This window comes from Pseudomonas sediminis, from assembly GCF_039555755.1.
Lineage (GTDB): Bacteria > Pseudomonadota > Gammaproteobacteria > Pseudomonadales > Pseudomonadaceae > Aquipseudomonas > Aquipseudomonas mendocina_D.
Genome location: NZ_CP154631.1, coordinates 3,192,369 through 3,218,074 on the forward strand (window position 1 = coordinate 3,192,369; position 25,706 = coordinate 3,218,074).

Sequence of the window (25,706 nt, forward strand, 5' to 3'; positions counted from 1 at the left end):
TCACTGTCCTCGCCGGGTGCGCAAGCCAACCCATCGAACGAGTTAACACCATGAGCAAACCATTTGTATCCCTTGCCGTACTCAAGGCCAAACCCGGTAAACAACAGGAACTGAAAGAAGGATTGCTGAGCCTGATAGAACCCACGCGGGCCGAGCCGGGCAATCTTGATTACGTGCTGTTCGAAATGCGTGATGAGCCTGGCACCTTCTACATGCGTGAAGCCTTCAAGGATCAGGCAGCCCTGGATGCGCATTTTGCGACGCCCTATTTTCAGGCGTTTGCCGCCACCGCTGATGAACTGCTCAGCGAGCCATTGCAGCTGATATTCCTCGAGCAGGTGTCCAACTGAGTGGGACCTATGGCCATTGCTTGATGCATGGGTATACCCGTTGGTTCGCTGATGGTCGCTCCCACGCCTCTAGATGGGCCGCCTGGTGGTCTGCGCCGACCGGGCGAGAGTCCCTGTCTTAATGCTTTATCAGCGTTGGCGGGCGTTCAACGTCCGCCAACTGCGCGTGTGCATGCGTGGTGTCGGCTGACCGCCACAGGTGATTGCAATCGGCGTTTCGTGAAGCCCCACGGCTAGCGTGGGGCATTGCCTCAATGCAGGGCGCGCGAGGGCAGGCGCTCGTCGACCAGTTGCTGAGCCTGGAGCGCGAGTGCATCGAGGTGCGCGTCACGCTGCTTTTCCGCCTGTTGCATGGCGCGCTGGCCGTGTTGCTTGAGCAGGTAGGCGTGAATCTGCCTGACCTCGGTGGAGGCAAACACCGGCGCCAGGTCGGCGACCGCTACCATGCCGGTGGAGCGGTAGTCGCGGCTGTTCATCACCACCAGCGCACCCTGAGCGGCCAGCACCTGCAAGCCTAGGGCCTCGAACAGCGGCACCTTGCCTGCCACGCAGGCCAGCTCCAGATGCGGGCGTCGCTCCAGCACCCGTTGCAGCAGCGCCCGGCCGATGCCCTGAGCGCGATACTCGTTATGCACCGCCAGATAGGCGAGGGTGCAGGCGGCAGCATCGTCCGGGCTCGGCAGATACAGGGCAAACCCCAGCACACGGGCCGGATCTTCATCGTCCAGCGCCAGTAGCAACTGCACGGGGCCTTCGGCGTCGCCGTTCATGGTCTGCAGGTGCAGATGCAGCTCATAGCCGATCACGTACTGGTACAACTGATACAGCGGATTGCTTGGCAGCAGCGGTACTGCGCTGACATCGGCGAAGTAGTCCACCACCATCTGCTGCACTTGGCTCTTCAGTGACTCGGGCGGCGGGCTGCTGAGGTGGGAAAGGGTGAACATCGGTATATGGTCCGCTGGAGAATGCGTGGGCCGTGGATTGTAACCCGCGGGCGGGGTTGCTCGGGCGCCATGATCGTACCCTCACTCGGCGTTACCCCGTGTCGCGGATACCATTTTCCGGCCTCGCCCCATCAATTCCCTCTGGCCGTTTTGCGCCTCGGGTAACATGGCGGCGCAGCGAACTCGGACCCAGAACAACCTTATGCCATCGCCGAAACGAAAATACTCAGGCATCGAGCGCGAGCTGATTCGCACCCTGACCCTTGCCTGTGAAACGGCGAAAAGCGAAATCGTCGGCTTCCAGTGGCTGACCCATGATGTGAACTACGAGCAGTTTCCGCAGAGCCTTGTGGTGACCTGGGTGTTCGACAGCGAAGCGAACAAGGCGCGTGCACTTGCCTGCGCCGACAAGGCGAGAATGCGGGCGCTGACGCTGGCCGCTTTCGATGAGGTGGGCATCAGCGTTTCCAGCATCGCCGACCACGTCGCGTTCTCGGTCGAACGACCGGCAAGGGGCAAGCGTGGCCAAGGACATTGAGAACCCCTGCGTGTCGCTGTGCCAGCTCAACAGTGAGCTGTGCGTCAGTTGCGGGCGCACGCGCGAGGAAATCCGCAAATGGCGAGGCATGAAAAGGCCCGAGAAGATGGCCAGTGTGCAGAAGGCCGCAGCGCGGATGAAGGCGATTGCCAAGAAGAAAGGCAAAGGTCAGTAGGGTGGATGACGCTTTTTTCATCCACTCTTCAGCGGTTCTCAGGTCTACTCGCTCAACCAGCCAAGAACCACGATGGCTCACGCCTGACGGCACTTTGGTTAGACCTCAGTTACACCACTTCCTGGGACACGATCCGGCGTGAACTCGCCGCTTCCATGTTGTTGCCGATACCGGTTCCGCTCTTACAGCGGCTCACTTTTGGCAGACGCCCCAAAAGTAAGCAAAAGGTCTGTGCCCCTGCCATCCGGCCCGACTTCGTCGGGTTCCCTCGCTCCATCATTGTTCCAGGGGCCCGCCGCGAAGGGCCATCCCTGGCCCATCGCGGCTCTCGCGGCATCCATGCCGCTCAACCCCTTACACAACGATTCCACTCGGCCTCCTGACGGGGCGTTTGGCGTCGTCTGTGAGATCGGCGATCCAGCACCAAACAGAGCGAGAGCATTGCGGCTTGGCCGCAATGCTCTCGCTTTAAGCTCTGCTTTTGCTTTTTTGCTCTGCCTTCCACAACACGTTCAAATACCGCGGTCCCCGAATCCCGTCAGGAGGCCGAGTGGAGGTGCTGTGGAGAGGGGCGTTTGGCATGGATGCCAAACGAGGAGTGATGGGCCAGGGATGGCCCTTCGCGACGACCCTCGGAGCAGCGCCGGAGCGAGGGGAGTTTCGCGTAGCGAAACCCGGATGCCGGGCGCGCTTTCTCTTTGGTTACTTTCTCTTTCGCGCGAGCAAAGAGAAAGTGGCTCGCCGTAAGGGCGAAAACGGTAAAGGAGAGCGACATAAAAACGTTTCAGGTTTAACTGGAGTCGTAGGGGAATTAGTATTTTGAAGTTTTTAATTGTTATCTTTGATAAGTTGTGCTTGGATTTTTTGCCATGCGGGGTCACTAGCCTCTATTAAATTGCATAGGTCTCCGGCGCTGTCTTTATTGATCATTTCAAGTGTTCCTGCAGATTGGGTGCGATAATGATTATGCATTTTCTTAACGCGATCCAATATGGGAATTATTTGAGATGTTACTTTATTTAGATAGTCTTGGATGTCAGATAGAGATGTCGGTATTTTGTAACCATTTGGGCTGCTCGCGATTATGACGCTTTCGTCTCGAAGTTTTGCAATTCCTCCAGTGCGTAGCATTTGTTGTGTGATGTCTGTGAGTCCAATATTTTTTAAGTGATTTTCTATTTCTACCGTGCTTATGTAGTTGGACGTTCCCTCTAGTGTGTTTTTGAAAAGCAAGAATTTCAGTATCGCCGTTTGTAGTCTTTTAGATTGATCGGCAGATTTTGGTGTTTTAGAAAGGTAATCATATGCGCTTTTTATAGCGATTTCGTATACCTTTTGGTCTTGGGGTGTTGAAGATTTAGATTGGGGAGGTGATGTGTATCGGATTGGCCACTCAATAAAAGAATTCTGCTTTTCTCTGATTTTATTTAAGTACTCCAGGGCAATATACGGTGGGCATTTTTCTTCGTATATGTGCGCTATCGTGCCCGCATAGAAGTCGGCTACTTGAATTAATATGGCTTCATGGCTCTTTGCTGTTCCGAAGGCCGAGGTGGAGTCGATTAAATCAAATTTCCTATTGACGTACGCTTCTAGCGAGGATTTGAATTCTGGCGACCCATGCTCATCAGCTAACACCTCAATGGTGGGATATGTTTCATATAGGTTTTTATATAGTATGCTGGTTCCATATTTTATGAAGGATTTTTTATGCTTGAGGCCGCTATCTGGATATATTTCAGATTTGTTTATTGCGATAATCTCAAGCCTTATCTCGAGCTTGGCTAGGTCTTCTAGTATTTGAATTCTGCGGTTATGGCTTTTATGTCCGACGTTGCTTGATTTTATTTCGCTTGTTTTGAAATGTCTTTCTCTTATTGCTTCGGCAACTTTTTCGTTTTGCTTTAAATTGTGCTCTGAGCTAATTATTGCGCATACTACATAGTATTCTGATGTTCCGTCCTTTTCTATGTTTAAGCTAGTATTTCCCGACTCGTCGACATATGCGTAATGTTTTTCAGTAAGCATATATTCCTCGCCAATAAAAAGCCCCGCACTAGGCGGGGCTTTTTATTCAACTTCATTCCCAACATCCCTGGCAGGTGTAGGGTCAATCTACTCTGATGTCAGCCACTCATTTTCGTTAATTGCCGAAACCTTGATCCCGGAACTCAGGGCCTCTAGGTTGATTTCTCGCTGGGGGCGAAACTTATTTTTCGCTATTTCGCGAATTTCTAACCAGTTTTTGCACTAATTTGCGAAATGGCTTTTTAAGGTTTTAAAAGTTTGTGTTCGCAGTAACAGAACGCTACTGGTTTTTGCGGAGGAGTGGCTACTTTATCTCGTTGATATCATTGCGGCGAACAAGGCGAACCGTAGATACATAGCCGGCTTCATTGGAAAGGATAGGGTTAAGTTTTTTCATTCTTATAAGGTTGGCGGTGTGGCCAATGGGCGCGCCAAGAATTTCGTCCGCTTCGCAGAGACTGACGAATAGGTAGCGGTGCTCTTGGATGCGATGAAGCTGCTCCACCGGCACTAGGATTTTGCTACCTATACGAATGTACTTCAGAAAGTCACTTTGGATGTATCTCCTGGAAAAAGTCTGAGAAGACATGCCGAGCTGACCTGAAAAGCACTTGAGTGAGACCGTGCTCTTAAGCAGTGCTTGAGCATTTTTCACTGAGCTGTTAGTGAAATAGCGACCTGTCTTAAGGTTCTTTGATCGAATGAGGTGACCAAGTCGTTCGAGATGCTTCAAGTCGTGCACGCCGACACCCAGCGTGCGCGCCGTATCTGTGCTTGATGTAGATTCATCTCCCGAGCGGCTAGAACAACCAGCCGGTTTCCTGCCTGAGTTTGATTTGTAGTGAGCGAGATTTTGTAGCGTGGCCTGAACCTCGTCGGTTACATCATCTCGGCGATATATAGGTATTAGACCTTCATCAAACCCATGCCCAGAAACGGGAGCTATCCCGAGGTGAAGGAGCTTGGCGGAAAGGGTGGTTCTAGGAAGACTCAGATCCGTAGCAAGCTGACCTACGAAAGCGAAGGTCGCTGAAAAATGGTCTACCGCAGCCGCCTGGAGCAGTCTCCTGCCATGAGCATCTTTCCTCGCCGAGGCGTGCATGAAGCCCTGCGAGTAGGCGCTACGAACTGCATCTGGGTATACGCCCAAGCGGACAGCGACCTCATCAATGGTGAGGTATGTACTGCAATCGTGGGTTGAGGGGCTCAAGGTGGAAGCATGCTTAGCTTCCGCGCTAGGCGCGGTCGACTGCTCAAGCAGCATGCATAGCTTCTTGGCAGAGTACTTCCATCGTGCTTCATCCCCCTTCGCGCGTTGAACCAAATCACGGGTCAGGAATGATCTGAGCTTGGTCGGTGAAACCTTCAGGGCATAAACCATCTCGTCCTGATAAAGCTGAAGTTCTGAGCAATTGCATGTCCCGCTTGCGTCGGCGATATCGGCTTTGGAACGAAGCAAGTGGTGTACTTGGCTTTTGACCCATGAATCCTCCGAGGCGATCCAAGGAGCGAGAAGTGGTCTCGCCGTAAGGCACGGGTAGAGGCGCTCGGATGCCTGTATCAGCTCCTCGAATACCCCCGCGTCACAATCGGCGACACGTGCAGCGGCTTCTACAATGCTCTGCGCTTGCTCATGGTGCTGGGTATACCGAAGGGCCTTCAGCGCATAAATGAATCGATCCAAAGCGGGCTGATCTTTTCGCCTGAAGATGTTCAGGAGTCGATGGGAACTGTCCGCGTGAGTGGAAATTATCGGCGTAGCGCGTAGATCAAATCCGCACTGACAATGGGGGCCGGAAAGCTGGGTCCATCGGATACCCCGAGAGCATTCAGGGCACGCCGACACTAGCTTGCAAGCGTGATAGGGGCAGCTTTCTAGCCAGTTGAGATCCAGTATCGATGGATGGCTGCCTGACTGGATGCAGCCTGGGCAAAAGCTATACGCATCAGTCCGAATAATGGCCGCCGGCACGGCCAATCCCATCACCTCAACGGGGCTCTCACTTGTGCGTCCGAGCTGTCTGTAGAAACTCGCGAGAAATTGTGTGCTATTGAGGCCTTCATGGCTGGCCAACTGACTAGCAAGTTTTGAGTGCTGCATTTGCCAAGCGAAGGGTTGGCGTGACTCCTTCGCTCCAAAGGCTCTGGCCATTGCTGAAACTGAGCCAAACCCGTTCGCATGGGCGGTACGCATCATTACGCTTCGGGGGCTCTCTTCATGACGGGCGTGGGCGAGGTGGAAAATTTTCATTTTACTTTCACCCCGGAGATGATTTTAGTGAGCGACTCGTCGGTGAGACGAAAGGCATTGCCGCGATACAGAGCGGTGGGGATGACAGAGAGATCTGCGGCGCTGATCAGGTCGATAAGTTCGAAACTACCGTTGTTACGCAGCAGTGCGAGCCGGAAAGCATCGTTGAGGAGCTGGCGAATGCCATTCATGTTTCCGCCTGTCGTCAGGTACATCGCCTTAAGCGGCTGCTCTGTGTTCAAGCTAATGCACTTCTCGAATTCACCGATTTTCTTGATCGCTCCACCAAGCGCCCGCAAGGTCTTACTGAATACGGAGGCAGGGTCAAGCGCGGCGTAGGTGAAGTGATTCATTTGGTGCCGATACGGATACCGTCTGGAAAGCTGGGGATGTGCATTGATGATTTCTTCGCAGCTGGGAATACCAACAATCGCAACCGGAACCAATGTTTCGTTCAACAGGGTGCGCACCCAATCGCAGACTTGTTCGCGGGATTTTTCTGCTCCCTTGCGAAGCAGGTTGTCGAACTCGTCAAGCACGATGAGCTTGGTCTGGCACGTTTGAAGAAGAGTGACCAGGCGCTTGAATAGCGTCGAGCTGTTGCCGGTCACGTTGCTGCATCCCAGCTCCTGCAACATCGACGTTGTGAGGCTCTTGGTCGTGGCGCCCGCTTGTAGAGAGCAGTAGAACGCTGGAACAATTTCGGTCGTACCTGCCTCCGTGGTGACAATCCGCCTCTCACCGAACTGGCTCAAGGCTATCCTGCAAGCCGTTGATTTACCCGTCCCTGGTTCTCCAGTCAGGAGCGCTGATGCCGGTTCTCCCCGTGTCGTCGTGGCTTCAATGCTGCGGGTGATGCAACTCAGTGCATCGGCGTACTCAGGGTGGTTCACAACAAATTGTGCAAACTGCACCAGCTTGTCTTTGATCTCGTCGTTCATCATTACTTCCTAGGTAGTTCGAAGGTTTCGTAGTCGTCATCGTCATCAAGCGTGTCGTCAATAAGTTCAAGATCGATTTCCTCTGCAAGTTCGATGTGTTCGTTGATGTGTTGAACATCATCACTCAAGTTATTAGGGGCGGTAATGTTCTGTGTCTGGTTACTGCGAACATCACTGAGATGGGCGCGTTTACGTCGCGCATTGTTCGCTGTGCTCTCGCTCAGGGCCTGCCAGATCCGGCGCAATGTCTGCCGAGCTTCTTCGCCTGTAAAGAGCTTTGCCTCTTCCTTAAGCTTTTTTTGTACCAGTTCGTGTTCATACATGGACAAGCCAAACTGATAGCTATGCACTCCATCTGCTTGATAGAACGTACCGCTGCTCGGATCTCGCACGTAGACAGTACCGAGGTCCGTTCGGTCGTATAGAACTTCGACCTTTTGTGATGTCTTCAAATTACTTTCAATTATGGGTAGCCCCGGACCGGACCATGCCAGGTTCTTGAACCGAACTCGACCGCGATTGATAGTGCAGAAGTGAGTCGAAATACAGATAAAACTCAGAGCCTCAGCTGTAAAAACTTTCGGCGGATTCATTTTGTCTATGTATCGCTCCCACAGCACGTTTGCTGGCAGATAGCGATGGCCGTGACTCATTTTGTTGTAGTAGTTCAGAATCCAGTCATCGACGATCGCGCGAAACTCATCTAGCGTCATTACCGCTTCGCTTTCGGAGTCATAGTCTCCCCGCATTGTTGGATTGGACTTCGTGGTTCCGCTCAACCCATGAATGAGTTGTAGATTCAAAGTGCGGAAAAAGCTCTCAACGTGGGGTTTTTGGTTAGGTTGGCCCTTCGAGCAGAAGCGAACGGTGAACCCAAGGCGGTTGGCCAAGGCAAGCAGAGAGGCGTTGTAGAACTCTGGCCCGTTATCTACGACTAGCTCTTCCATGAGTCCGGCGGGGGAGCCATCCTCGCGCACGCGCAACGCATGACTCAGCGCGCTGGCGGTTTTTTCGAAACAAGGCGGAGTGAACGAAAGGCTCCAGCCAATAACCGAACTGGTTAGTACTTCTAGCAATACGGTTAGGTAGGCACGTCCTATGTAGATGCCATCCTCACCAACCAGGTGAATGTCTACTTCCTGAGTGTCCGCCTCGACCCTGCTCAATAGCCTTTCAGGGACGTGGATTCCTTTGCCGAAGCCATACTTTTTAGCTGCTGCTCTTGAGCCAAGTCGGGCGCGGTCCACGTCGTAGCTGTTGAGTGCTTTTAGCGCTCGGTAAAAAGTCGAAGCGGACGGTACGTCCAGCTTGCTTTCGGAGTGCAGGTTCAGCTCTTCCAGGTGAGATACGAACAATTTGTAGACCATCAGTGCAGGCGGCTTTGTGCTCTTCAAATAGTGATGGCGGATATAGTCCTGCATGACTTCCAGGGACTCTTGGCTCAACCGCTTGGCGCGTAGCTGCTTACCTGTTGCCAGATCGACAAGGGCGAGCGTGCTTTTTCCGTTTGCCAAGAAGAGCTTTACTTGCTCGTATAGCTTGGTGTACTTCGGCGGTTTTGGATCTCCCAACTCAGCGGCCATCGTCGCTACCGCAGCGAGAGTCTTTTCGCGTGGGAGCGAACCATGAAACATCTCTATAAGATTCTGGATGTAGTAGGACATGTGGTCGAGCTTGAGACGCTGAGCTGCGTCTAGCCTCACCAGTTGTAGGGCCTTTTGTTGATCCATCAGGGCGCTGCTGATTGGTACGAAACGGCCTTGGCGGATGAGCTGATCCACTTCTGTCTCAGGAAGGTACAAGGCGCCTTTATGGTTCACACCACGCATGAATATGCGTCCGTTGGCCTGATCGATGACCTCGACCAAATCCCCGTTCAGTTCGTACCGTGCCCCGATTTGTACAGTGTGCTGGTTCGGCATGCTTTACCCCCAGAAAACCCGGCTGCTGGTAGAAATTGGTTTGTCCCAGTTGCAGCGCAACTCTTGTTCAAAAAGCGCCGCAGACAGCGAGGCTGGAGAGGGAGGTGAGGGCAACGCCAGAAGGTCACCAATTTGCATGGGGGCTTTCAGCATGCTGAGCTGATCGCGCAGATAAGCCCGCTCAATTGGTGTCACGCCACGGGCCTGCGAGTAGGTCTTGATCAGGTTATTCAGCCGAGGCTGCTGGCGAATTTGGCTATCAGTGAGCAGTTGGAAGCGCTGCCCGCGCTTATGGAGGAATTCTTCTGCCGCGCGATACAGGGCTAGGTATTTGGGCTTGCGGTAGACGTTGTCTGGTTTGACTTCAACAAACGTGGTCGAGCCGTCCGAATAGAGAACCTCGAAGTCCGGTACATATGTACGGATCTTGCCCTCGACTTCCAGGACAAGCCGTTCGGGTTGCGGGCGATAGCTGATGACGTCCTTATCGTACTCCCAGTGGAAGCATGCATCTGCTTCCAGGCGTACTTCACAGACAATGGATTCGCCGTTCTTTCGAGAGGGGAAAATGGTTGTTTGTTTGCCAAACTGGCTGCGTTTTATGTTTCTTAGGGGCGAAGCTGTTTCGCCGCCATTAATCCGGAGTTTTTTCATGATGTTTGCTCGATATGAGTGGACTAGAGGTTGGTAGCCGTTTTTGGGCTTGTCAAACAGGTAGCTGGATTAATCGGCATAACATCATGGGTTTTCTCCTTGCTGCACGTTTGCTGTATTGACAACTTGAAAGTTGCACAAGTTAATCAATGACTTAGACAGTTTTATTTTATTGTCCCGCAGGGAGTTTCCGAGTTCTAAATCTGACGAACGGGCACAGAAAAAATCAGCGTAAATGCACTGTTCGAGAATAGAAGCGTTCGGAAGATGGTAGACGGCCAAAGATGGCCGAACATCCCAGTGAGGGATTCAGAAGAGGCGTAATAACGAGGGGAGGGAGTAGCAAGAGTGTTGCATCAGAGAGCTTCGCATTTGCTGGTCGGATTGACCTGATGCCTTCAAATACTAACAACTGTTTTCCGAAAAGTCAATAGCTAAGTTGCTCCCGATGTGACCTGCCGACTGCGCACTTGCCCGCGCCAGAGGGCCTGAAGTGCCCGTGCTATGTGGCTTTCACTCACAAGGCGAGCTAGGTCAGCTAGGTCTTTGAGGCCTCTGGTGTCGCTCTGTCGTGAAAGGCTGTTGCTACCTTGAAGCTCTTTGTGCAGTCCTTCTTCAGTGAAAAATGAAACGCTAACTGATGATGCGATTTTTTAGTTGGTCGTGAGTTGACACACAGATTTGATCGACTAAGTTCTTTTTATGTTTTCCAAATCTTAAGTTGGTAGCAGACCAAAAGCGCACTACTCAGCTGCATTCACATTGTATGTCTCGCCATCTGTTTTGGGACGGTGCCTCAAATCAGTGGTAGGTGCTTTTGAGCCCATTTAGCGTGCTCATGGTGTTGGACGGTTGTTGTATGGTCGGCGATGGTTAGGAGGGGAAATGCTTATGCCAGGCAAAACAGCACTACTTGTTAATGCGCTGCTAGAGGAATACCCAGAGTATGTGATCACCGGATATTTGACAGATGTTTACATAAGCGCCTATTGCGCTGTTGGCTACGTCTATAAGCACGCTCAATATGAAAACGGCAGAAAGATGTTGACCGAAGAGATCAGCAAGGTCATCGAGTTTGAGCACAGGTACATGATTGAGACTGTTGATGGTGAGCGGCTTTTACTTGTGAATTTTCATTCGTGTGGTGGGCGAAAGTCGTTGATGTTCCTTCTGGAACTATTCAGTAGCGGCGCAATGTCTGGGTCGAGGTACTGCGTGCAATGACAGAGTGCAATCGAACGGAGATACACATAACACTGTTTCGGTTGGATGGCGGGACGACCCCTCTGCCTCTGACGCTAGGAGTGATCGTGATGGAGAGTCCGAGTCGGAACGGCGTTATTCACTGCGCGGTGTGCGACAGTGACACGCGTGTGCTTGGCTATGCATGAACAACTAGATGCGCTGCTGTGTCAGCGATATCCCGCGATTTTTTCAGTTGATGATTTCAGTGCTCTGCCGGTGTTCGGCTTTGAGTGCAGTGATGGCTGGTTCACGCTAATCGAGGCGGCGTGTGCATTGATTCAGCATCACGTCGATACTACGGGCGCTCAGCAACTGGTGGCGACGCAGGTGAAGGAAAAATTTGGTGGGCTGCGCTTCTATTACCGACACGGGGGCGATTACGCAATACCTGTAATCGGGCTTGTTGAGCTGCTATCGACGCACGTGTGTGAGGTATGTGGCGCCTTGGGCGAGGGCGTGTCGCTCTTTGGTTGGATGCAGACGCGTTGCCTTGAGCATGCGAAAGCGATTGTGTATGAGGAACCGCTCATGGCGGTCATTAGGGAAAATCTCGTACTAGCCCCGCCGATGGGCGCACTGCTGGGGGCCTCGCTGGAATGCTTCGCCCTCGATGACCAAGCTGCTGCCCGCTGGTTGACCAAGCCTGCCCTGGCTTTGGGGAATATCGCGCCATTGGCGCTGGCTGGATCTCTCGATGGGCAACAGCAAGTACTGACGCTGATCGGCCGCCTGGAGCACGGCATCACGCCGTGATGCTCTGGTTGTAAACCTTGTACGTTGCGTAAATCGAAGAGGTTTACGCAACGTACAAGGTTTACAACCAGAAACTGGAATACCTAGAGGGCGGTCACGTTGCTCGCGGGCCGGCTCAGAGTTCGCCTCACTAAGGCGTTGACGCCGCCGCTCGTTCACCCGGCAGGCCTGGGACGGGCGTTGGCGGTAGTGATGGAGTTGGTGACCGCCGATGCCCTTAGTCTAGAGCGGGAGCAACTTGACTCTGCGTGCGAGGTGCTTGGGAGTAATCGGAGCGCTAGTTGTAGCCATACACCCGATATGACACCCATTTACACCCATTACTCTAGTTTCTGAACCGTGAAGCCTACGTCTGTGTCGTTACTACTCTGCGAGAACTGCACAATGCTTATTATCAGGACCTTGTGGCCCAAGGTGGTGGAGCTTGTGCTATCTACAGCCGTGGGCTGGTATGACACGCTAGCTATCGTTCGGGTTGTTCACGAGCCCCTAGCATTCTTCGCAAACGACCTTTTGGGTGCATCGTATTGGTTCTCGTCCTCTGTAATCGGTCTTTGGGCAGCATCCGCTCGATCTTGTGCAAAGCCAAACGGGGCGCCAATAGATCCTTAAACTGCTCGAAGGCGTCAGCAGCAAGCCTGTTCTGGATTGATGCACTGCTAGGTCGGATAGCTGTTTGGAGCCGCCATAGTGTGTGGCAGGGTTTGCTTGGTATAAGTCCTAACCAATGCAGCATTTGTGCTTCATTTTGAGTCTAATGCAGCATACGTGCTTCAAAATACGCGAATTGCATCATATATGCTGCGTAGGCCGATGCGGATTAAGCGACCCGTAGCGGATTTTCAAGTGGTTATTGCAGTTGCAAGGTAAGGTTTCCGATGAGAACAACATTGCTTGATCAGATTCTTAGGCGCAGAAAAGCCTTGAAGATTCGATCTTCTGACATGACTCTGCTAGCAGGTATCAATCGTCAGCAATATGAAAAAATTGAAAAAAGCGGGAATCCAAGCCTGATTACGTTGGATAAGATTGCTGAGGCGCTGGACGCCGAACTGATGCTTATTCCTAAAGAGACGTTAGGTGCGGTCAGAAAAGTTTTAGCTATTTCCACCAATCCATCACAGACTTTGTTGGCCAGCAAATCTACAGTTGAAGAAAGTCTCTATCGGGCTGTGGATTCATCAGATAGCGAGGGGCTGGGTACCAGCCATGATGACCTTATCGCAGATCCATGGGCCCTGATTGAGGGGAAGAGGTAGCTCAATCTTAAATCAGTATCCACTCAGTTTGGGAAAGACCACTGTGCACATGATTTTCTAGCGATAGATATCCAATTAAACCCTTTGCGTTAGATATTGCACAATCTCTCTGCGGTCATGGTCTATGGCTATCCATAGCGCATCATAGGTCTGCAATGGACTATTGCTGGGTATGAGGGGTAGTGCAGCGTCGCCGCCATAGCTTAGTAGGAGTTTAAACAGAGCTAGATCTCCAATTTCTGCGGCGAATAGTGTTGGGGTCCACTCGGCTATATGCTCCGGTTGAACTCGGTAGCGACGATTTGGATTGGCACCGTGCTTGAGTAGGACTTCGATGACTTGACGTCTGTCTTCTAGGGGGCGGGAATAGTATTCCCTAGTGGCTTGGAATAGATCTCGGTAATGGGGGCTTTGCATCATTTTGAGCATGGAAAGACGGCGGCTCGGTAGGTCAACGTCCACTGCGACACCTTCTTTTGCATCATACGCATCACCGCGAGTTTTGCCGTTCACATAAAATTCTTGCTCGATAGCGAATGCGGTTTCTGGTCGTTTGCTGTGGTGGAATAGTGCCATTGCATAGCACAGCGCCGAAGCCTGATATCCGCAGGATATTTCAGTCTGGGCGCCCAGTTGTAGTAGTTGTTCGACAGCAGTAGCGTCAGCCATTTCTATGGCCCATTTCATCGGCGTCTCTTTTTTTGTGGAGGCGTGGCGGTTTACCGTTTCGACGGTCAGTCCCGCGCTTAGTAAGTGATTCATGATGGCGGGATCTTTCTGGTCGCAAGCTCGGCGCATGGCATAACTGATCGGCCCTTCACCTGACTCCGGGATATAGTCGTTCGGGTCTCCGCCGCGTTCCAAGAGAGCCTTTACGTCATCCAGTGTGCCCATCATGACCGCCTGCATAAGCGGTGTTCGTCGTGTGCGCCCATCGGCGTATTTAACTTTTCGGTTTGGAGCCTCAAGAGCTTCGCTTGTGACGCGAAAGGGGCCTTCCAGAACCGCCATTTCCAGGGCCGGCGGTACGCGATCATGTGCTTTTAATGGTTGGAAGCGATACTCAAAGGCCAAGGCGAGGCTTCGGCGTTGTTGCTCATCAAATGGGCGTTTTGGCCAGTGGTTGATGCCTAGTAAAAAAGTCTTGTCCCAGAAGTGTTTTGCGACACGCTGCTCGCCAGCACCAACAGCGAAAAGCAGTGCCTCTGTGAGCAGTGCCTTCTGATTAGCGCCTTTTCGCCACCAAGCCTGCTCGACTGCTCGCAGGTATAGCGTCACGGCCTCACTGTGAGGACGAGTGAAAGCAGCTAGTCGCGCACTCAGCCAGTCGTGCTGGTATTGGAGCTGCGCTTGCTCTTGTTCTGTGCCTTGTCGGATCAGCTGTTGCAGCTGTTGAAGGTTCAGTTGAATGGTGTCCGCATGCGCTGCCGTCGACGCAAATAGCTCTTCGATTTCAATGATGAGCGGTATGGCCTTTTTACGAATACCGTGAAAAGCCCACTGCGCTTCGCGTTGAGCAAAGGAGTTGATGACATCATCAAGCGATGGGGGGGAATATTGGAGCGATTGGCTTATGGCTACTCGCAGAACGGTAGGGATGTTTTGCAGGGTAATCGCCACGATCAGCCAGCCTGTACTTAGCTCGACTTGCCGTTCGGACAGAGCACGATCTACACACGCTTCTACTTTCTTTCGGAGCGGCCAGAAGCTTTTTTTGATTGGCTTGCCTTGTAGCCAGCGTTGCAAGCTACGTATGTCAACGCCGAGGCAGGATTCTAGACGCTCTAGCAGGGTTGCCTGCTCAATCGCCAACTGCGCAGAAAGCCATTCAACCCAAGTATGGAAGGGAGACGCGCACAGGTTATTTAGGGGTGGCCCTGACATCTGACGTTGAGCCGACTGGAGAAGGCCCCTGCACAACGGCAGTTGAACCGTCTCCCGGTACAGCTCTTGGCCGTCCTCATCAGCCCAAGACATTTCATCAATGTTCTGCACAAGGGTTTGTATCGTTGTACGGGTGTGACGCCAGGCTGCGTCCAACCACTGGTGCCAAGAGGGGCCACACTCTGCGTGCACGGCTTTGAGTAGCTGCTGTTCAATCTCGGCGATCAGTTCTGCGGTGGATTCAGGGCGGGCCTCGATAGCCGCGTCGTCTAGGCCTTTATCCATGCCTCGCTCGTTCAAGAGCGGACGCAGACCTGCATCGGTAATGACGTGGCGAAGCACTTCTCCGAGTTTGGGCAAAGGACTTCTGGAAAACATTGGGTGTCCCTAGTGAAGAAGCGGGGCAGAAGCCCCGCGTTTTCCTTAATCAGCGTTTGTTCTTTTCAGCCGCACGAGTCGCCCGTGCAGTGAAACTGCCTTTGGATACCTGGCCGCCATTACCCTTTGCCTCACTGGAATGGATTCGGGCCGCTGCCTCGCTAGTCATTGGGGTGGGCGAGGTTGTCTTAGGTTGCTGGGTCATGATTGCTCTCCTGATGATGTGCCATGAGCGGCACCGAAGAGATCATCCCGTCCAGCTCGACATAGTGCACGACAGACTACCGAGAACATTTACGAGTTTTCGGGATGATAGGTTTTAGGCGGCCGGCGGTTCGAGCTTGCTTGCTAAAGCAAGTCAATATAATGGCATTATAGTGGCATTTGTTCCGCCTGAGATGCTGACCAAGTGGGCGGCTTTACTTGCATATCCCTTTATCATTGTCGCCGGAGATCGCGGCGCTAAGGATTAGCCCCAATGCTATATGAGCTGACTGTGCAGGCCTTAGTCGACAGTCGTCGAGTCCCTATCGAACGCCCGGATGCCCTGGGGATTAGCGAAAAGCATATTGAGGAGTTCTTGGCTTCTCACCTTGTTGAGTTGATTCCCGAAGAACAGCTCATGCTGCTGGCTCAGGAGCGGCAGTTCCAGGAAGAGGCCGATATTCTGGCACTGGATCGTAAAGGTACTCTTTTCATCTTCGAGCTGAAACGATGGCAATCGAGTGCGGAGAACCTGCTCCAGGTCATGCGCTATGGCCAGAAATTTGGCCGTTACACCTACGCTCAGCTGGAGACGATGGTGCAGAGGCAGCAACGCTTGCAGGGGGCCTTGAGTGCTCGGCACCAAGAGTACTTTGGGCTTGAAGCGCCGCTGAAAGAGCAGGAGTTCAATCAAGACCAACGATTTGTTGTGGTAACCAATGGTGTGGATCGTGACACCTTGGAGGCCATTCAGTACTGGTCGAAAAAAGGCGTTCACATCGACAGCCTGACCTACAAGCTTTACAGGGTGGGAGGTAAGCCATTCATTCAGTTCGACACGTACAACCCCGAACTGGATCTGTTGATGGAGGCTAACCCCGGCATCTTCATCGTCAACACCAACCGTACCTACATGGACGATGCCTGGCGCGACATGCTCGGCGATGGCAAGAAAGGAAAAGCGGCGGCTTACTATGACCGTAAGAACGCGGTGCGGAAGATCGGAAAGGGATCGACCGTGTTCCTGTATCACACAGGAGTTGGGGTAATTGCCAAAGGCAAGGCAACTGGTGGTGTACAGGCCACCGACTATGAAGGAGATGTGGACGAGCAGTTCTTTGTCCCGCTCCAGTTTGAGTGGTCGTTGCCGGATCCGGAAAGCTGGTCGTCACGGGCGCCCAAGGCCTACGAAATCAATGCATTGACTGGGGCTAGCAACCGTTTTCGCCAGACAGTGTTCAACGCCTCGGAAGAAATGCGGGATGCGATTCAGGGCGTGTGGGCTGCACGCAACACCTGATTCCAGTCTCTACATGCCCTTTCGTTCAGGTGGATCTGCTTGGCGGCGCTGATTTGAGATGAACTGGTCGAGTGGCGCTGAATTTAGTTGGCCGCAACAGATTTAAGGCTATTCAACATAAGGAAGAACTACGCATGGACGTCACCATGATTCAGCACCCTGTCGGACAAGGCGGGCTGTTCAGCGGCCAGCTTCAGGCGGGAAGTTCTGTCCTCCGGTGGATCTATGACTGCGGCTCCAACCAGCAGGATCGGCTCAGCGAGGAGATTCTTTCCGTCGCGGATCAGGGTGCGATTGATCTGATGTTTCTCTCCCACTTGGACAGCGATCATGTCAACGGTGTTGACCGTCTGCTCGCAGCAACGACGGTGGGAGAAGTGGTGCTTCCATATCTGAATGCAGTCGACTACGCGGTGGCAGTCATTCAAGACATTGAAGCTGGGACGCTCTCCGGAACTTTTCTGGAGTTTGTGGCCGATCCGGTGAAGTGGATGATCGGGCGGGGTATTGGCAAGGTAAGCGTTGTGCGAGTTGGAGGGAGCGATAAGCCTCTAGGTGAGACGCTGAGTGACGCTGAGCAAGAAGGGGCGGGAGATCGGGACGCTGATGGTTTCTGGTACGGTTGGTCGTCGGCGATTAAGCAGCGATCCGTAAGAAATGCGACTGTCCAAGAAATTGAGGCAGGGAGCACTGCCAGCATTTATCTCGATGGCCGCAGGATCGACTGGTCGCTGGCACCCTATGCCCATGCACCTACCAGGCAGCAGATGCGTGACTTCATCAATGCACTGAGGTCTGCGTTAGGTTCCCGCTTGACCCGCCATGCTGTCGTGCGCCTGGCGCGTAGTCAGGCAGGTCGTGCGTTGCTGAAACGGTGCTACAGACCCTTTGGGGGCGTCCATAACAAGGTATCAATGGCACTCTATTCCGGGCCTCGCCAGCATTTGGTGAACAGGCTCAGTCAGGTACCGTTTGATCGCTCGGATATCGAATCATTCTGCGACCAAAGAGAGATCGGCTGGCTAGCAACAGGTGATGCCGAGCTTGGTACTAAAACACGGTTGCAAGCGCTGCTGCATCACTATGATGGGTTGCGAGCGCGTGTGGGCGTCTTGGCGCTGCCTCACCATGGTGCTCACAGCAACTTTAGCCCACAGTTGCTGGTCGATTTACCTCGATTGCATACGTGCGTCGCCGCTGCGGGTCGGAACCGTCATGGGCATCCAGCCCCTTCGGTCGCTGCCGCTGTGACAGCTCATCTTGGTCCGTCAGGTTGGCGTCATGTCAGCGAGAGTGACTGGAGCCGTTTCGGTATTTACGCCCAGTTGTGATCTGGCCGTAGATCGTGGTCAGGCCACAATCTACGTCTGATAAATGACCAGCGCGTGGGCACTCAGTGGCCCGCTGTGCGTCGATGGTGGTGTACTGCGTGTAATTTGCCCTTATGGTCAATCGATCCCCTCTCTTAGGCCGTGTCTGGCGTGGCTCCTTCCGGGGGCTGGTCACCAGCACCCCGGTCACTGGTCGACCGGAAGTTACCCAACTGGTTGAGAGGCGCTGCGACCACTAGCCTGAACCGACAGGTCGAGGACTGTTGGGGCTAGAAAAAATGAAAAAGGCAGTTGAGCAGGACACGCTGGTGGCGTTGATCGAGAGTGGCGCAGCGCGGGAGTTTCGCGCCACCCGTGGGCCGGGTGGCGAGGGCTGGAGTTTGAGCACGCGGCTGGGTCGGTTCTGGCTGCCGGTGCGCTCGCGGCGCGAGCCGGTCAGGACGTGGGCGAGCCTGACCGCGCTGGGGCGGTTTTGCGAAGGTGTAGGGATTCGCTGTCTGACAGTGGAAATGTGAGTTTCCCTGACTACTGCGGATCCGCCTCAACCATTAGATCGCCCTGGCGAACTGGCACCGGCTTCAGAAAGCTGGCGAGTTGCTCTTGCTGTTCGAGCAGGAATGGAGCGTCCTGGACTCTAGAGTAAAGGTTCAGAAGGCGCTTTTCGGCCCTAGTGAGGATGGTGTCGTAGAGCATGGGAATGATCTTGACCTCCTCGCCATGGGAGGTCGGATCATCTTCACCTTGTTCGATGATACTGCCGAGAATGAAGCCATCCACCCGCGTGTGCTGACGAATATGTCCCTTCGCTTTCAGTTCCTTCACGTACTTCCAGACCTGATCCTTTTCGCGGGAGCCGAGCGGCAACTCAGTGGTCTTGAGGTCCACGATCACGACGTGCGCCGCACCATTCTCGTTGTAGTCCTCGTCGTAGGACGATCTGGCATAGAAGCTGACGCTGCAATCTGGCAGGGCGACAAAGTCCGGGCGGTTGCGGCTGCCCTTACCCTGGCTGTCGCCGAACAGTTGGCGGATGACGGAGGTCATGCCCTTGTTGGAGGTGAATTCGATGGACTCGAACTGGGCACCGAACATCCATAAGCCGCGCTCGAACAACGGTTGCAATTCGTGCACTTCGTCGATCCCGGCGACCTGAATCTTGGTGCGAAGCTCTCCGATGAGTTTCAGGCGATTCTGGATCTCGTCGAGCACGAGCTTGGCCATGCTGACCGTCCATTCGGAGAGGATGGTGTGCAGGGTGTCGTAATCGTTGGGCTCGCATTTATGCAAGAGATCGAGCAGGCCATAGCGTGACTTCGCCTTTTCCAGCTTGGCCAGGATCGTGGAGAGCTGAACAATCTCCTGTTCGCCAAAGTTGGGGCAGGTTTCTACCACTTCGTCGATGAAGGCTTCGACGCGGTCCTTGCTGATGGGGGAGAGGGTGTTGACGGTATTGCCGACACGCTCAAAAACCGCTGCACGCTTGGCTTCGCGCTCACTTTCACCACTGCCGTGAATGATCTGCCGGATGCGGTCCTGAACAGCTTCGCGGGTGATGCGCCAGGCCTGGTTGTCGTCCTTGAATCCGCTCCAGTCAGGGGTGACTGCGTCATGCTGGTTCAGGAAGTCGGCCTGGACGATGAAGGTGAAGCGCTTGGCTTCGGACGTGCGGCCATCGAGCACGCGCTCGTAGTCGCTGCGACTCCATTTGCAGTCGCCAACGGCACGGTTCTGCACCCACCAGGCTATGCCATGCTGCTTGGTGGTTCGATCTGCCTTTTTGGTATCGATATGCAGGATGGTCACTTTCCCTAGATCAGGGATTTCAATCTCCTCGCTGGACAGCAACTCAGGGATGTCCCTGAAGGTGATTGGGCTTCCATTGATCGAAACCGTGAACGCTGGGTTCGCCAGAAAGCGACTGCCGATCAGCTCGCGGGCTTGCTCTTCGCTAAACCTCAGAGGAGGGATGCTGCCGTTACCAATGATCTCAGTGCCGTGACCTTTGACGCCCTCAGCCGTGAAGGATATTTCTTCCAGCACCAGTGGCTCGGTCAGCGTTCTATGGACACGGCAGACGAACTCCTGGCCATTCTTGCGTGAAGTGATCAGATATTCATCGGCAAAGCAGAAACTGGCGAACCGTCCCTTGCCATTCTTACCAAATACCGGACGAAGCAAGCCTTCAACACCTTGAGGAGGTGCGGCGACTGCACCCTGTACCGAGAGTCGGTTATAGGCAATGGTGCGCCATATGTGTTGGAACTCGTCACGGGTCATCCCGTGGCCGTTGTCTTTGATCCTAAATTGTCGACCTGAATCAGCTGCCGGCCAGGTAATCTCCACCTGGGTGGCGTAGGCATCCCAGCAGTTGGCGACCAGCTCGACGATTGCGGTTGCTGGGTCGGTGACGATGGCACCCGCGTAGCTTTCGAGAAAGCGGGCATCGTAGAGAAGAGATCGTTGCTCCATGCTGCTTATCGTCCTTAGGCTTATTTAACCGATTCCACGCCTTGCTTACCGGCAGATACTATGCGACTCCTCCGGAGTAGTGCAGCAAATAGTGGGAGCTGTGGCGTACGCAGGGGCAGCCGAAATACATTATTGAAGCACTTTGCCTTTACGTCCATGGTCTGCCGAACGATGATGATGGCCATCGCATTGGCGGCATGTAGCGTTACCAGGGATGGCTTTTCCTTCGATTCTGCGAGGGATCAATGTCACCTAGTGTCTCTCTCGTTGCTACCCAAGCTTGCTTTTGATCGGCCTTGATTAGCTGTGTCCAGTTAACGAAGAGAGAGAAGATGTCCATTATCAATGTGAATTATCAAACCCTGCTCCCCCAGGGTAAGACCCTTCAGGACATTGTCGTACTGGCACAGGCTTGGAAGAAATCCCAGGGCTTCATTCGTCGGCATAACTCATATGCTGACGTTTTGGAACTCGACAGTTCCACTATCAATCTGGAGCGCCAACTCAAGGAGTGGAGTCAGGCTATAGGTGACCCCGGTTTTCTGCCGGAAGATCTCAAATTGGTACCAGCTCCTAAGAATGGAAAATGGGAGTTTCGTTCAAACCCTGGTTTGACGATCGAGGAGCTGCTAGATACTCCTTTTAACGATCTAGATTCGCTGTTTAACGAATGGAGACCCTGTGCGGATCAAGATGCTGGGGAGCCGCCAGCCTCGCCAGGGCTGCAAAAACTGCGACCTTTGGCTCACATTTCCATCAGGGACCAGTCATTGGCGACAGCCGTGATGATGTGCCTTGCGGAGTCCATTGAGACAGCGCAGGGAAACCCGGATGAGATAGATGCAATGAAAGCGCGGGACTGCGGTCTGGCCAGCTATGGCAACCGTCTCCACTGTCGCTGGTCCGAGACCGGCGGTACGCAAGCCAGGGCTCATTTTTCCTGGGGCAATAGCCAAACCTACCGCAAGTATTTTCAAGACTATCGAGCATTCTTGTCTCGTCCTCGCCAGGTTTGTGCAGAGTTCTCGCCACGCTTACCAAAAGGGCGGGAGCTATTTGTCGTCTCCCTAGATTTGAAGGCCTTTTATGATCGAGTGGATCGCCGGGCGCTGTTGGCGGAATTGCAACGCCTGGAGGCTGAGTACCGGCAAGACTTCCACCTCCAGGCTGAGAGTGGGGCTGACCAAGATTTCTGGGATAAGACTGCCCGGATCATGGATTGGCGCTGGCGTGGTGGTGACATTGTCCACGCGGGGTTATTCAACGAGACAGAAAGCAAGGAACTTGAGCTTGGATTACCTCAGGGGCTGGTTGCCTCGGGATTTCTGGCCAACGCATACCTGATTGGCTTCGATAGAGCTGTCGACAAGGCCTCGAAGGAAGCACATGAGGTAAGTGATGGCATCAAAATACTCGACTATTGCCGCTATGTTGATGACATTAGAGTTGTCGTTGAGGCACCGAGCTATGCGTCCCTGCTGGAACCGATCAAGACGTTCATCTTGGAGCAACTCAAGGAGCATTGCGCACGTCTCGGTACTAGCAAGGAAATTAGCCTTTCCGAGGCTAAGTGCTCAGTCACTCCATATCGCTCCATGTCCGCGCAGAACAATGTCTCGACGCTGATGAGTGTTCTCGGAGCGGAGCTTAGTGGCACTTTCGACCTTGAGTCACTGGCGCAGGCTGCCGGTGGTCTTGAGGGGCTGCTGTGGATATCGGATCAGATCGAGGGATCGCAGGAGCCGCCTAGATCGAGGCTCCGGTTGGCAACAATTGCGGCACCGGCCACAGATGTTCGAGACGATACGGTCAAGCGATTCGTAGCAACCCGACTTGCCGAATTAATGAGGCAGCGTCTTGCCATGACTGACGTCAGTGCGCCGGACGACACAGGGGAGTCTCTTGGCGAACGTGTAACAAATGGAATGGCGCTTGCGCATGAGTTCGAGTCGACAGCTCGCAAGCTCATAAAGTGCTGGGCTGAGAACCCTGCTTTGGTCTTGCTGCTGCGATGTGGTCTTGACTTATTTCCTCATCCCCGACTGCTCGCACCGGTCTTGGAAGCACTGAACTCAAAGCTTTATGACGTGACGCTCAGCTGGCTCAAGCCAGAGCAGTTACGTGAGATCCGGGCTGCTGAATATGTTGCCGCTGATCTGCTGCGTGCTGGCGTTGTCGAGACCGGTTATCGGGATATGGAGGACTACCCGGAGGCAATCGATATTCAGGGCTATAGGGAAGAGCTAGGTGTCTTTGCCAGGAGAGTCGTTATCGAGCGAGCTGATTCGCCATGGTATCTATTGCAGCAGGCTTTTCTTTATTTGGCTTCAATCGGGGACTGTGGCCTGGCTGTAAATGCTATTACAGAACCCTCGCTAGGGGCCGCCTACAACAAGCTTCGAAGGGCAATGCTGTTCGAACCTACGGCGTCCAAGGACTTGCTGGAAATACTTCCATCAGCACTAGTTACCCAGCAGATGCATCCGAACTCACGTCGCTTTGGTGTCTGGTTGTCCGAGGGACTCCGTGCCACTCAGGATGAGGTCCTTGTCCAGGAGATCGTGAACACGGTTGCTCTTGAGAGACCTGATCTACTCCTTGAAGCGATAGGTAAGCGCGGTGGCCGCCCTCCTAAGTGGAGGGAGTTTGTTCCACAATCTCTCGTGGAAATTAACCGCATCAGCTCCAGCAAGCAAAAGGATGGAAGTGCTCTGCCATCTCGCCAGTTGTTGCGGGTCATGCAGGACCCATTCAATGTTTTTGGGCAGGAGAACGGACTTCTTATGCTCGCCAAGGCCCTCCTGAGTGTGCCGCGTATCGAGGAGCGCCTATCGGCCGGTCTCAGTCCAGTCGATATTATTTTGAAATGTGCTGACTGGCCCAGCATTCATGCGCTACCTGAGGGCGCAGGGTTTCTAGAGGTCAGTCTGACTGAAGGTGAGGGGCTGGAAAATCCGCTTTATGAGCGGCCTGAATGGGTGAGCAAGGAGGGGGCCTGGCTGTACGGCTTGGGAAGAGTCCTTCGATCTGCCCTAACTGGGGAGTTTGATTTCACAAGCCGTCGTTTCCTTGTGACCGAGGAAGTCGGACGCTACAGGGGGATTCGGAGCAGTTGGTATAAGCGACGTTTCGGGATGCTCAATTCCGTTAACGGATTGATGGATGAGCCTGCACCAGTATCCCTCTGGCTTTCGGGTTTCCTTTCCACTTTGCTCCAGTGGCCGGGGATTGAGTTCAAGGCAAACGATGCGGCCCCTGTCTCTGCGGTGCGTACGCCGGGTGAGTTGTTGGCGCTCTTGGAGAAACGTATTGCGGTACAGCGCGCTTTGTATGGGGAAAGGAGTAAGACGCCAATCTATGTGCTTCCCACTAGTGACAATGGCCTGCTTGTTGATCGTCCCTTGCGCGTAGCAATTGTCCAAACCCTTCGCCCGAAGATGGATGACTTCGATACCAAGGATCCTACGCATTGGACTCCGGCAATGCTGTCTCAGCATCGACGCCACCTCGCTGAGGTTTGCCGTCTGGCTCACGCTAAGTTGCGTGCATGGGCATCAGCAAGGCCGCTGCAAGAGGGAGAAAGCGAGGCTCCCACCATAGATGTAATCCTTTTCCCCGAGCTGGCAGTGCATCCTGAGCATGTGTTCTTTCTGCGACGTCTCTCTGACAAGCTCAAGGCAAATATCTTTGCGGGGCTAACCTTCATGCACTCTGATAAGTGCGGAGGTCCGATCAATCAGGGCTTGTGGTTGATACGTACGGATGCACCGGATCATGGCCGCAGTATCCAGTATGTGTGGCAAGGGAAGCTCCATCCAATGAAGCTTGAACAGCAAATGGGAGTCAAGGGGTATCGACCGCACGTGACCCTAGTGGAGTTGCCGGTCGGTACGACGTCACCGACACGTCTCGCCGCGGCAATCTGCTATGACGCTACTGATCTTGATTTAGTTGCGGACCTCAGGGATCGCTCAGACGTGTTCCTGGTTGCGGCCCTGAATCAAGATGTGCAGACCTTTGACAACATGGTTGCGGCGTTGCATTTCCATATGTACCAGCCTGTGGTGCTTGCCAATTCCGGAGAGTTTGGGGGCTCCACTGCTCAAGTACCACTTCCGAAACATGATCGTCTGGTTGCGCATACCCACGGTAATAACCAGGTCGCAGTGAGCGTATTCGAGCTTGATCCCGCTCCCTTCAAGTCGACTAAACCGGTGAGGTCACCAAAACAGTTAAAGACTGCGCCGGCAGGCTACAAGGGAAGGCCTTTTTGACTGGGGCATAGCCCGGGGATGTCTACCGGAGCGGAGGTAGTCCAATGCGCATGGGGCCAGTGTCTACAAAAAACTGGGCGAATGATCAAACCGCATCCCCAAACACCGCCCGCTCCAACACCTGATGTTGCCGCTGCCAATCAGGCATATGGCTGGCCACCAGTGCCCAGAATGCTTTGGTGTGGTTCTTTTCCACCGTGTGACATAGCTCATGGACGATGACATAGTCCTGCACGCTGGTAGGTAGTTCCATAACCCGAGGATGAAATTCCAGGGTGTTGTTCGCATCGCAGCTGGCCCAGCGGCTTTGGAAGTGGCGGATTCGAGCACCATTTGCCTGAAGCCCGGTTTCTCGCTGCCAGTGACGGACTCGTACCAACAACTTCTCATGAGCACGATCCCGGTAGAACCGCTCAAGCAATGGCATCAGCACGTCCGGCAGGATGCTCGCCGCATCTGGGCTATCCACGATGAAGCGTGATGCTGTGAAGGTGAGTCGGGGTTTCAGGATGTCCGGTGTATGCCGTACCTCGGTGAAGTACGTACGCCCGGCATAGCGTAGGCGACTGCCCGTCACGATGGGTTCGCTGGCCAGGGGCTGATTCATCTGTGCCAGCTTTTCACGAATCCAGCGTGCACGGCGCAGCACCAAAGCTTCTTGCTCAGGCTCATCCACTAGCGGCCCACGCAAAAGCACGGGACGACCCCGTTCCACGGTCACGTAGTGGCGCTTGAGTTTACTATCGAGCTGGAAGTACCACTCGATAGCCGTTTGGCCGTAATTCAAGACTGGCATGGGTAAC

20 protein-coding genes and 1 pseudogene are annotated in these 25,706 nt (G+C 53.7%); 10 read left to right on the forward strand and 11 right to left on the reverse strand.

Translation table 11 applies throughout. The annotated features are described in order from the left end of the window. The first annotated feature begins 50 nt into the window (after positions 1-50). The gene (locus tag AAEQ75_RS15075; protein ID WP_343352403.1) at positions 51-350 is read left to right on the forward strand and encodes a putative quinol monooxygenase; all 300 of its coding nucleotides are present in this window, start codon (positions 51-53) and stop codon (positions 348-350) included. A gap of 251 nt (positions 351-601) precedes the next feature. Here AAEQ75_RS15075 and AAEQ75_RS15080 read toward each other — a convergent pair whose 3' ends face one another. Then, positions 602-1,297, reverse strand: coding sequence for a GNAT family N-acetyltransferase (locus tag AAEQ75_RS15080; RefSeq protein ID WP_343349515.1), 696 nt, complete (start codon positions 1,295-1,297; stop codon positions 602-604). Positions 1,298-1,499: 202 nt separating this feature from the next. Between AAEQ75_RS15080 and AAEQ75_RS15085 the strand changes: the two genes are divergently transcribed. Together AAEQ75_RS15085 and AAEQ75_RS15090 are read left to right on the forward strand one after the other, a co-directional pair. Continuing rightward, complete coding sequence (locus tag AAEQ75_RS15085; protein WP_125836534.1) at positions 1,500-1,835, forward strand: hypothetical protein; 336 nt, start codon at positions 1,500-1,502, stop codon at positions 1,833-1,835. Further along, positions 1,819-2,010 carry a DUF1289 domain-containing protein gene (locus AAEQ75_RS15090; RefSeq protein WP_125836532.1) on the forward strand — a complete coding sequence of 64 codons (192 nt, stop codon included), beginning with the start codon at positions 1,819-1,821 and terminating at the stop codon, positions 2,008-2,010. Before AAEQ75_RS15085 ends, AAEQ75_RS15090 begins: the two co-directional genes overlap by 17 nt. Positions 2,011-2,838: 828 nt before the next feature. On the opposite strand, the gene AAEQ75_RS15095 is transcribed toward AAEQ75_RS15090, so the two are convergent. From AAEQ75_RS15095 to AAEQ75_RS15115, 6 genes and pseudogenes are all read right to left on the reverse strand, one after another. Continuing rightward, complete coding sequence (locus AAEQ75_RS15095) at positions 2,839-4,038, reverse strand: DUF3800 domain-containing protein (RefSeq protein WP_125836531.1); 1,200 nt, start codon at positions 4,036-4,038, stop codon at positions 2,839-2,841. Between the two features lie 304 nt (positions 4,039-4,342). Then, on the reverse strand, positions 4,343-5,722 hold the full coding sequence (locus AAEQ75_RS15100) for a hypothetical protein (protein ID WP_343349519.1): 1,380 nt from the start codon (positions 5,720-5,722) through the stop codon (positions 4,343-4,345). Positions 5,723-5,944: 222 nt separating this feature from the next. Continuing rightward, positions 5,945-6,289 (reverse strand): annotated as a pseudogene (locus AAEQ75_RS22000) (TniQ family protein); the annotation flags it as partial. After that, positions 6,286-7,230: a TniB family NTP-binding protein gene (locus AAEQ75_RS15105; RefSeq protein WP_343349521.1), complete on the reverse strand. Its 945-nt coding sequence runs from the start codon at positions 7,228-7,230 to the stop codon at positions 6,286-6,288. The pseudogene AAEQ75_RS22000 and the gene AAEQ75_RS15105, both read right to left, overlap by 4 nt. A 2-nt stretch (positions 7,231-7,232) precedes the next feature. Next, positions 7,233-9,152 carry a hypothetical protein gene (locus AAEQ75_RS15110; RefSeq protein ID WP_343349522.1) on the reverse strand — a complete coding sequence of 640 codons (1,920 nt, stop codon included), beginning with the start codon at positions 9,150-9,152 and terminating at the stop codon, positions 7,233-7,235. Between the two features lie 3 nt (positions 9,153-9,155). Continuing rightward, positions 9,156-9,806, reverse strand: a complete 651-nt coding sequence (locus AAEQ75_RS15115) for a Tn7 transposase TnsA N-terminal domain-containing protein (RefSeq protein ID WP_343349525.1) — start codon at positions 9,804-9,806, stop codon at positions 9,156-9,158. A gap of 885 nt (positions 9,807-10,691) precedes the next feature. Here AAEQ75_RS15115 and AAEQ75_RS15120 point away from each other — a divergent pair. From AAEQ75_RS15120 to AAEQ75_RS15130, 3 genes are all read left to right on the forward strand, one after another. Beyond that, entirely contained in the window at positions 10,692-11,030 is a 339-nt protein-coding gene (locus AAEQ75_RS15120) for a hypothetical protein (RefSeq protein WP_343349528.1), read from the forward strand. 159 nt (positions 11,031-11,189) lie between these two features. Next, positions 11,190-11,804: an MbcA/ParS/Xre antitoxin family protein gene (locus AAEQ75_RS15125; RefSeq protein ID WP_343349529.1), complete on the forward strand. Its 615-nt coding sequence runs from the start codon at positions 11,190-11,192 to the stop codon at positions 11,802-11,804. Positions 11,805-12,682: 878 nt separating this feature from the next. Then, on the forward strand, positions 12,683-13,063 hold the full coding sequence (locus AAEQ75_RS15130; RefSeq protein ID WP_343349530.1) for a helix-turn-helix transcriptional regulator: 381 nt from the start codon (positions 12,683-12,685) through the stop codon (positions 13,061-13,063). Positions 13,064-13,138: 75 nt separating this feature from the next. Here the strand turns inward: AAEQ75_RS15130 and AAEQ75_RS15135 are convergent, their stop codons facing one another. Both AAEQ75_RS15135 and AAEQ75_RS22005 read right to left on the reverse strand, forming a co-directional pair. Then, entirely contained in the window at positions 13,139-15,232 is a 2,094-nt protein-coding gene (locus AAEQ75_RS15135) for an ankyrin repeat domain-containing protein (RefSeq protein WP_343349533.1), read from the reverse strand. A 142-nt stretch (positions 15,233-15,374) separates the two neighbouring features. Continuing rightward, positions 15,375-15,530 carry a hypothetical protein gene (locus AAEQ75_RS22005; protein WP_430523420.1) on the reverse strand — a complete coding sequence of 52 codons (156 nt, stop codon included), beginning with the start codon at positions 15,528-15,530 and terminating at the stop codon, positions 15,375-15,377. Positions 15,531-15,803: 273 nt separating this feature from the next. Between AAEQ75_RS22005 and AAEQ75_RS15140 the strand changes: the two genes are divergently transcribed. From AAEQ75_RS15140 to AAEQ75_RS15150, 3 genes are all read left to right on the forward strand, one after another. Beyond that, positions 15,804-16,829, forward strand: a complete 1,026-nt coding sequence (locus AAEQ75_RS15140; RefSeq protein ID WP_343349534.1) for a hypothetical protein — start codon at positions 15,804-15,806, stop codon at positions 16,827-16,829. A 134-nt stretch (positions 16,830-16,963) separates the two neighbouring features. Then, positions 16,964-18,160 carry a hypothetical protein gene (locus tag AAEQ75_RS15145; protein ID WP_343349536.1) on the forward strand — a complete coding sequence of 399 codons (1,197 nt, stop codon included), beginning with the start codon at positions 16,964-16,966 and terminating at the stop codon, positions 18,158-18,160. Positions 18,161-18,438: 278 nt separating this feature from the next. Further along, the gene (locus AAEQ75_RS15150; protein ID WP_343349539.1) at positions 18,439-18,675 is read left to right on the forward strand and encodes a hypothetical protein; all 237 of its coding nucleotides are present in this window, start codon (positions 18,439-18,441) and stop codon (positions 18,673-18,675) included. Positions 18,676-18,685: 10 nt separating this feature from the next. Here the strand turns inward: AAEQ75_RS15150 and AAEQ75_RS15155 are convergent, their stop codons facing one another. Continuing rightward, positions 18,686-20,629: an ATP-binding protein gene (locus AAEQ75_RS15155; protein WP_343349542.1), complete on the reverse strand. Its 1,944-nt coding sequence runs from the start codon at positions 20,627-20,629 to the stop codon at positions 18,686-18,688. 332 nt (positions 20,630-20,961) lie between these two features. On the opposite strand from AAEQ75_RS15155, the gene AAEQ75_RS15160 reads away from it, so the two are divergent. Then, positions 20,962-24,903, forward strand: coding sequence for an RNA-directed DNA polymerase (locus tag AAEQ75_RS15160; RefSeq protein WP_343349543.1), 3,942 nt, complete (start codon positions 20,962-20,964; stop codon positions 24,901-24,903). A gap of 85 nt (positions 24,904-24,988) precedes the next feature. On the opposite strand, the gene AAEQ75_RS15165 is transcribed toward AAEQ75_RS15160, so the two are convergent. After that, positions 24,989-25,699 (reverse strand): SprT family zinc-dependent metalloprotease, encoded by a 711-nt coding sequence (locus AAEQ75_RS15165; protein ID WP_343349545.1) that lies wholly within the window; start codon positions 25,697-25,699, stop codon positions 24,989-24,991. Between the last annotated feature and the right edge of the window lie 7 nt (positions 25,700-25,706).

Excerpts from the sequence above, each read along its gene's own strand:
- AAEQ75_RS15075 (WP_343352403.1), top strand. The coding sequence starts at position 51 with ATGAGCAAACCATTTGTATCCCTTGCCGTACTCAAGGCCAAACCCGGT.
- AAEQ75_RS15080 (WP_343349515.1), bottom strand. The coding sequence starts at position 1,297 with ATGTTCACCCTTTCCCACCTCAGCAGCCCGCCGCCCGAGTCACTGAAG.
- AAEQ75_RS15085 (WP_125836534.1), top strand. The coding sequence starts at position 1,500 with ATGCCATCGCCGAAACGAAAATACTCAGGCATCGAGCGCGAGCTGATT.
- AAEQ75_RS15095 (WP_125836531.1), bottom strand. The coding sequence starts at position 4,038 with ATGCTTACTGAAAAACATTACGCATATGTCGACGAGTCGGGAAATACT.
- AAEQ75_RS15105 (WP_343349521.1), bottom strand. The coding sequence starts at position 7,230 with ATGAACGACGAGATCAAAGACAAGCTGGTGCAGTTTGCACAATTTGTT.
- AAEQ75_RS15110 (WP_343349522.1), bottom strand. The coding sequence starts at position 9,152 with ATGCCGAACCAGCACACTGTACAAATCGGGGCACGGTACGAACTGAAC.
- AAEQ75_RS15115 (WP_343349525.1), bottom strand. The coding sequence starts at position 9,806 with ATGAAAAAACTCCGGATTAATGGCGGCGAAACAGCTTCGCCCCTAAGA.
- AAEQ75_RS15120 (WP_343349528.1), top strand. The coding sequence starts at position 10,692 with ATGCTTATGCCAGGCAAAACAGCACTACTTGTTAATGCGCTGCTAGAG.
- AAEQ75_RS15125 (WP_343349529.1), top strand. The coding sequence starts at position 11,190 with ATGCATGAACAACTAGATGCGCTGCTGTGTCAGCGATATCCCGCGATT.
- AAEQ75_RS15130 (WP_343349530.1), top strand. The coding sequence starts at position 12,683 with ATGAGAACAACATTGCTTGATCAGATTCTTAGGCGCAGAAAAGCCTTG.
- AAEQ75_RS15135 (WP_343349533.1), bottom strand. The coding sequence starts at position 15,232 with ATGGATAAAGGCCTAGACGACGCGGCTATCGAGGCCCGCCCTGAATCC.
- AAEQ75_RS22005 (WP_430523420.1), bottom strand. The coding sequence starts at position 15,530 with ATGACCCAGCAACCTAAGACAACCTCGCCCACCCCAATGACTAGCGAG.
- AAEQ75_RS15140 (WP_343349534.1), top strand. The coding sequence starts at position 15,804 with ATGCTATATGAGCTGACTGTGCAGGCCTTAGTCGACAGTCGTCGAGTC.
- AAEQ75_RS15145 (WP_343349536.1), top strand. The coding sequence starts at position 16,964 with ATGGACGTCACCATGATTCAGCACCCTGTCGGACAAGGCGGGCTGTTC.
- AAEQ75_RS15150 (WP_343349539.1), top strand. The coding sequence starts at position 18,439 with ATGAAAAAGGCAGTTGAGCAGGACACGCTGGTGGCGTTGATCGAGAGT.
- AAEQ75_RS15155 (WP_343349542.1), bottom strand. The coding sequence starts at position 20,629 with ATGGAGCAACGATCTCTTCTCTACGATGCCCGCTTTCTCGAAAGCTAC.
- AAEQ75_RS15160 (WP_343349543.1), top strand. The coding sequence starts at position 20,962 with ATGTCCATTATCAATGTGAATTATCAAACCCTGCTCCCCCAGGGTAAG.
- AAEQ75_RS15165 (WP_343349545.1), bottom strand. The coding sequence starts at position 25,699 with ATGCCAGTCTTGAATTACGGCCAAACGGCTATCGAGTGGTACTTCCAG.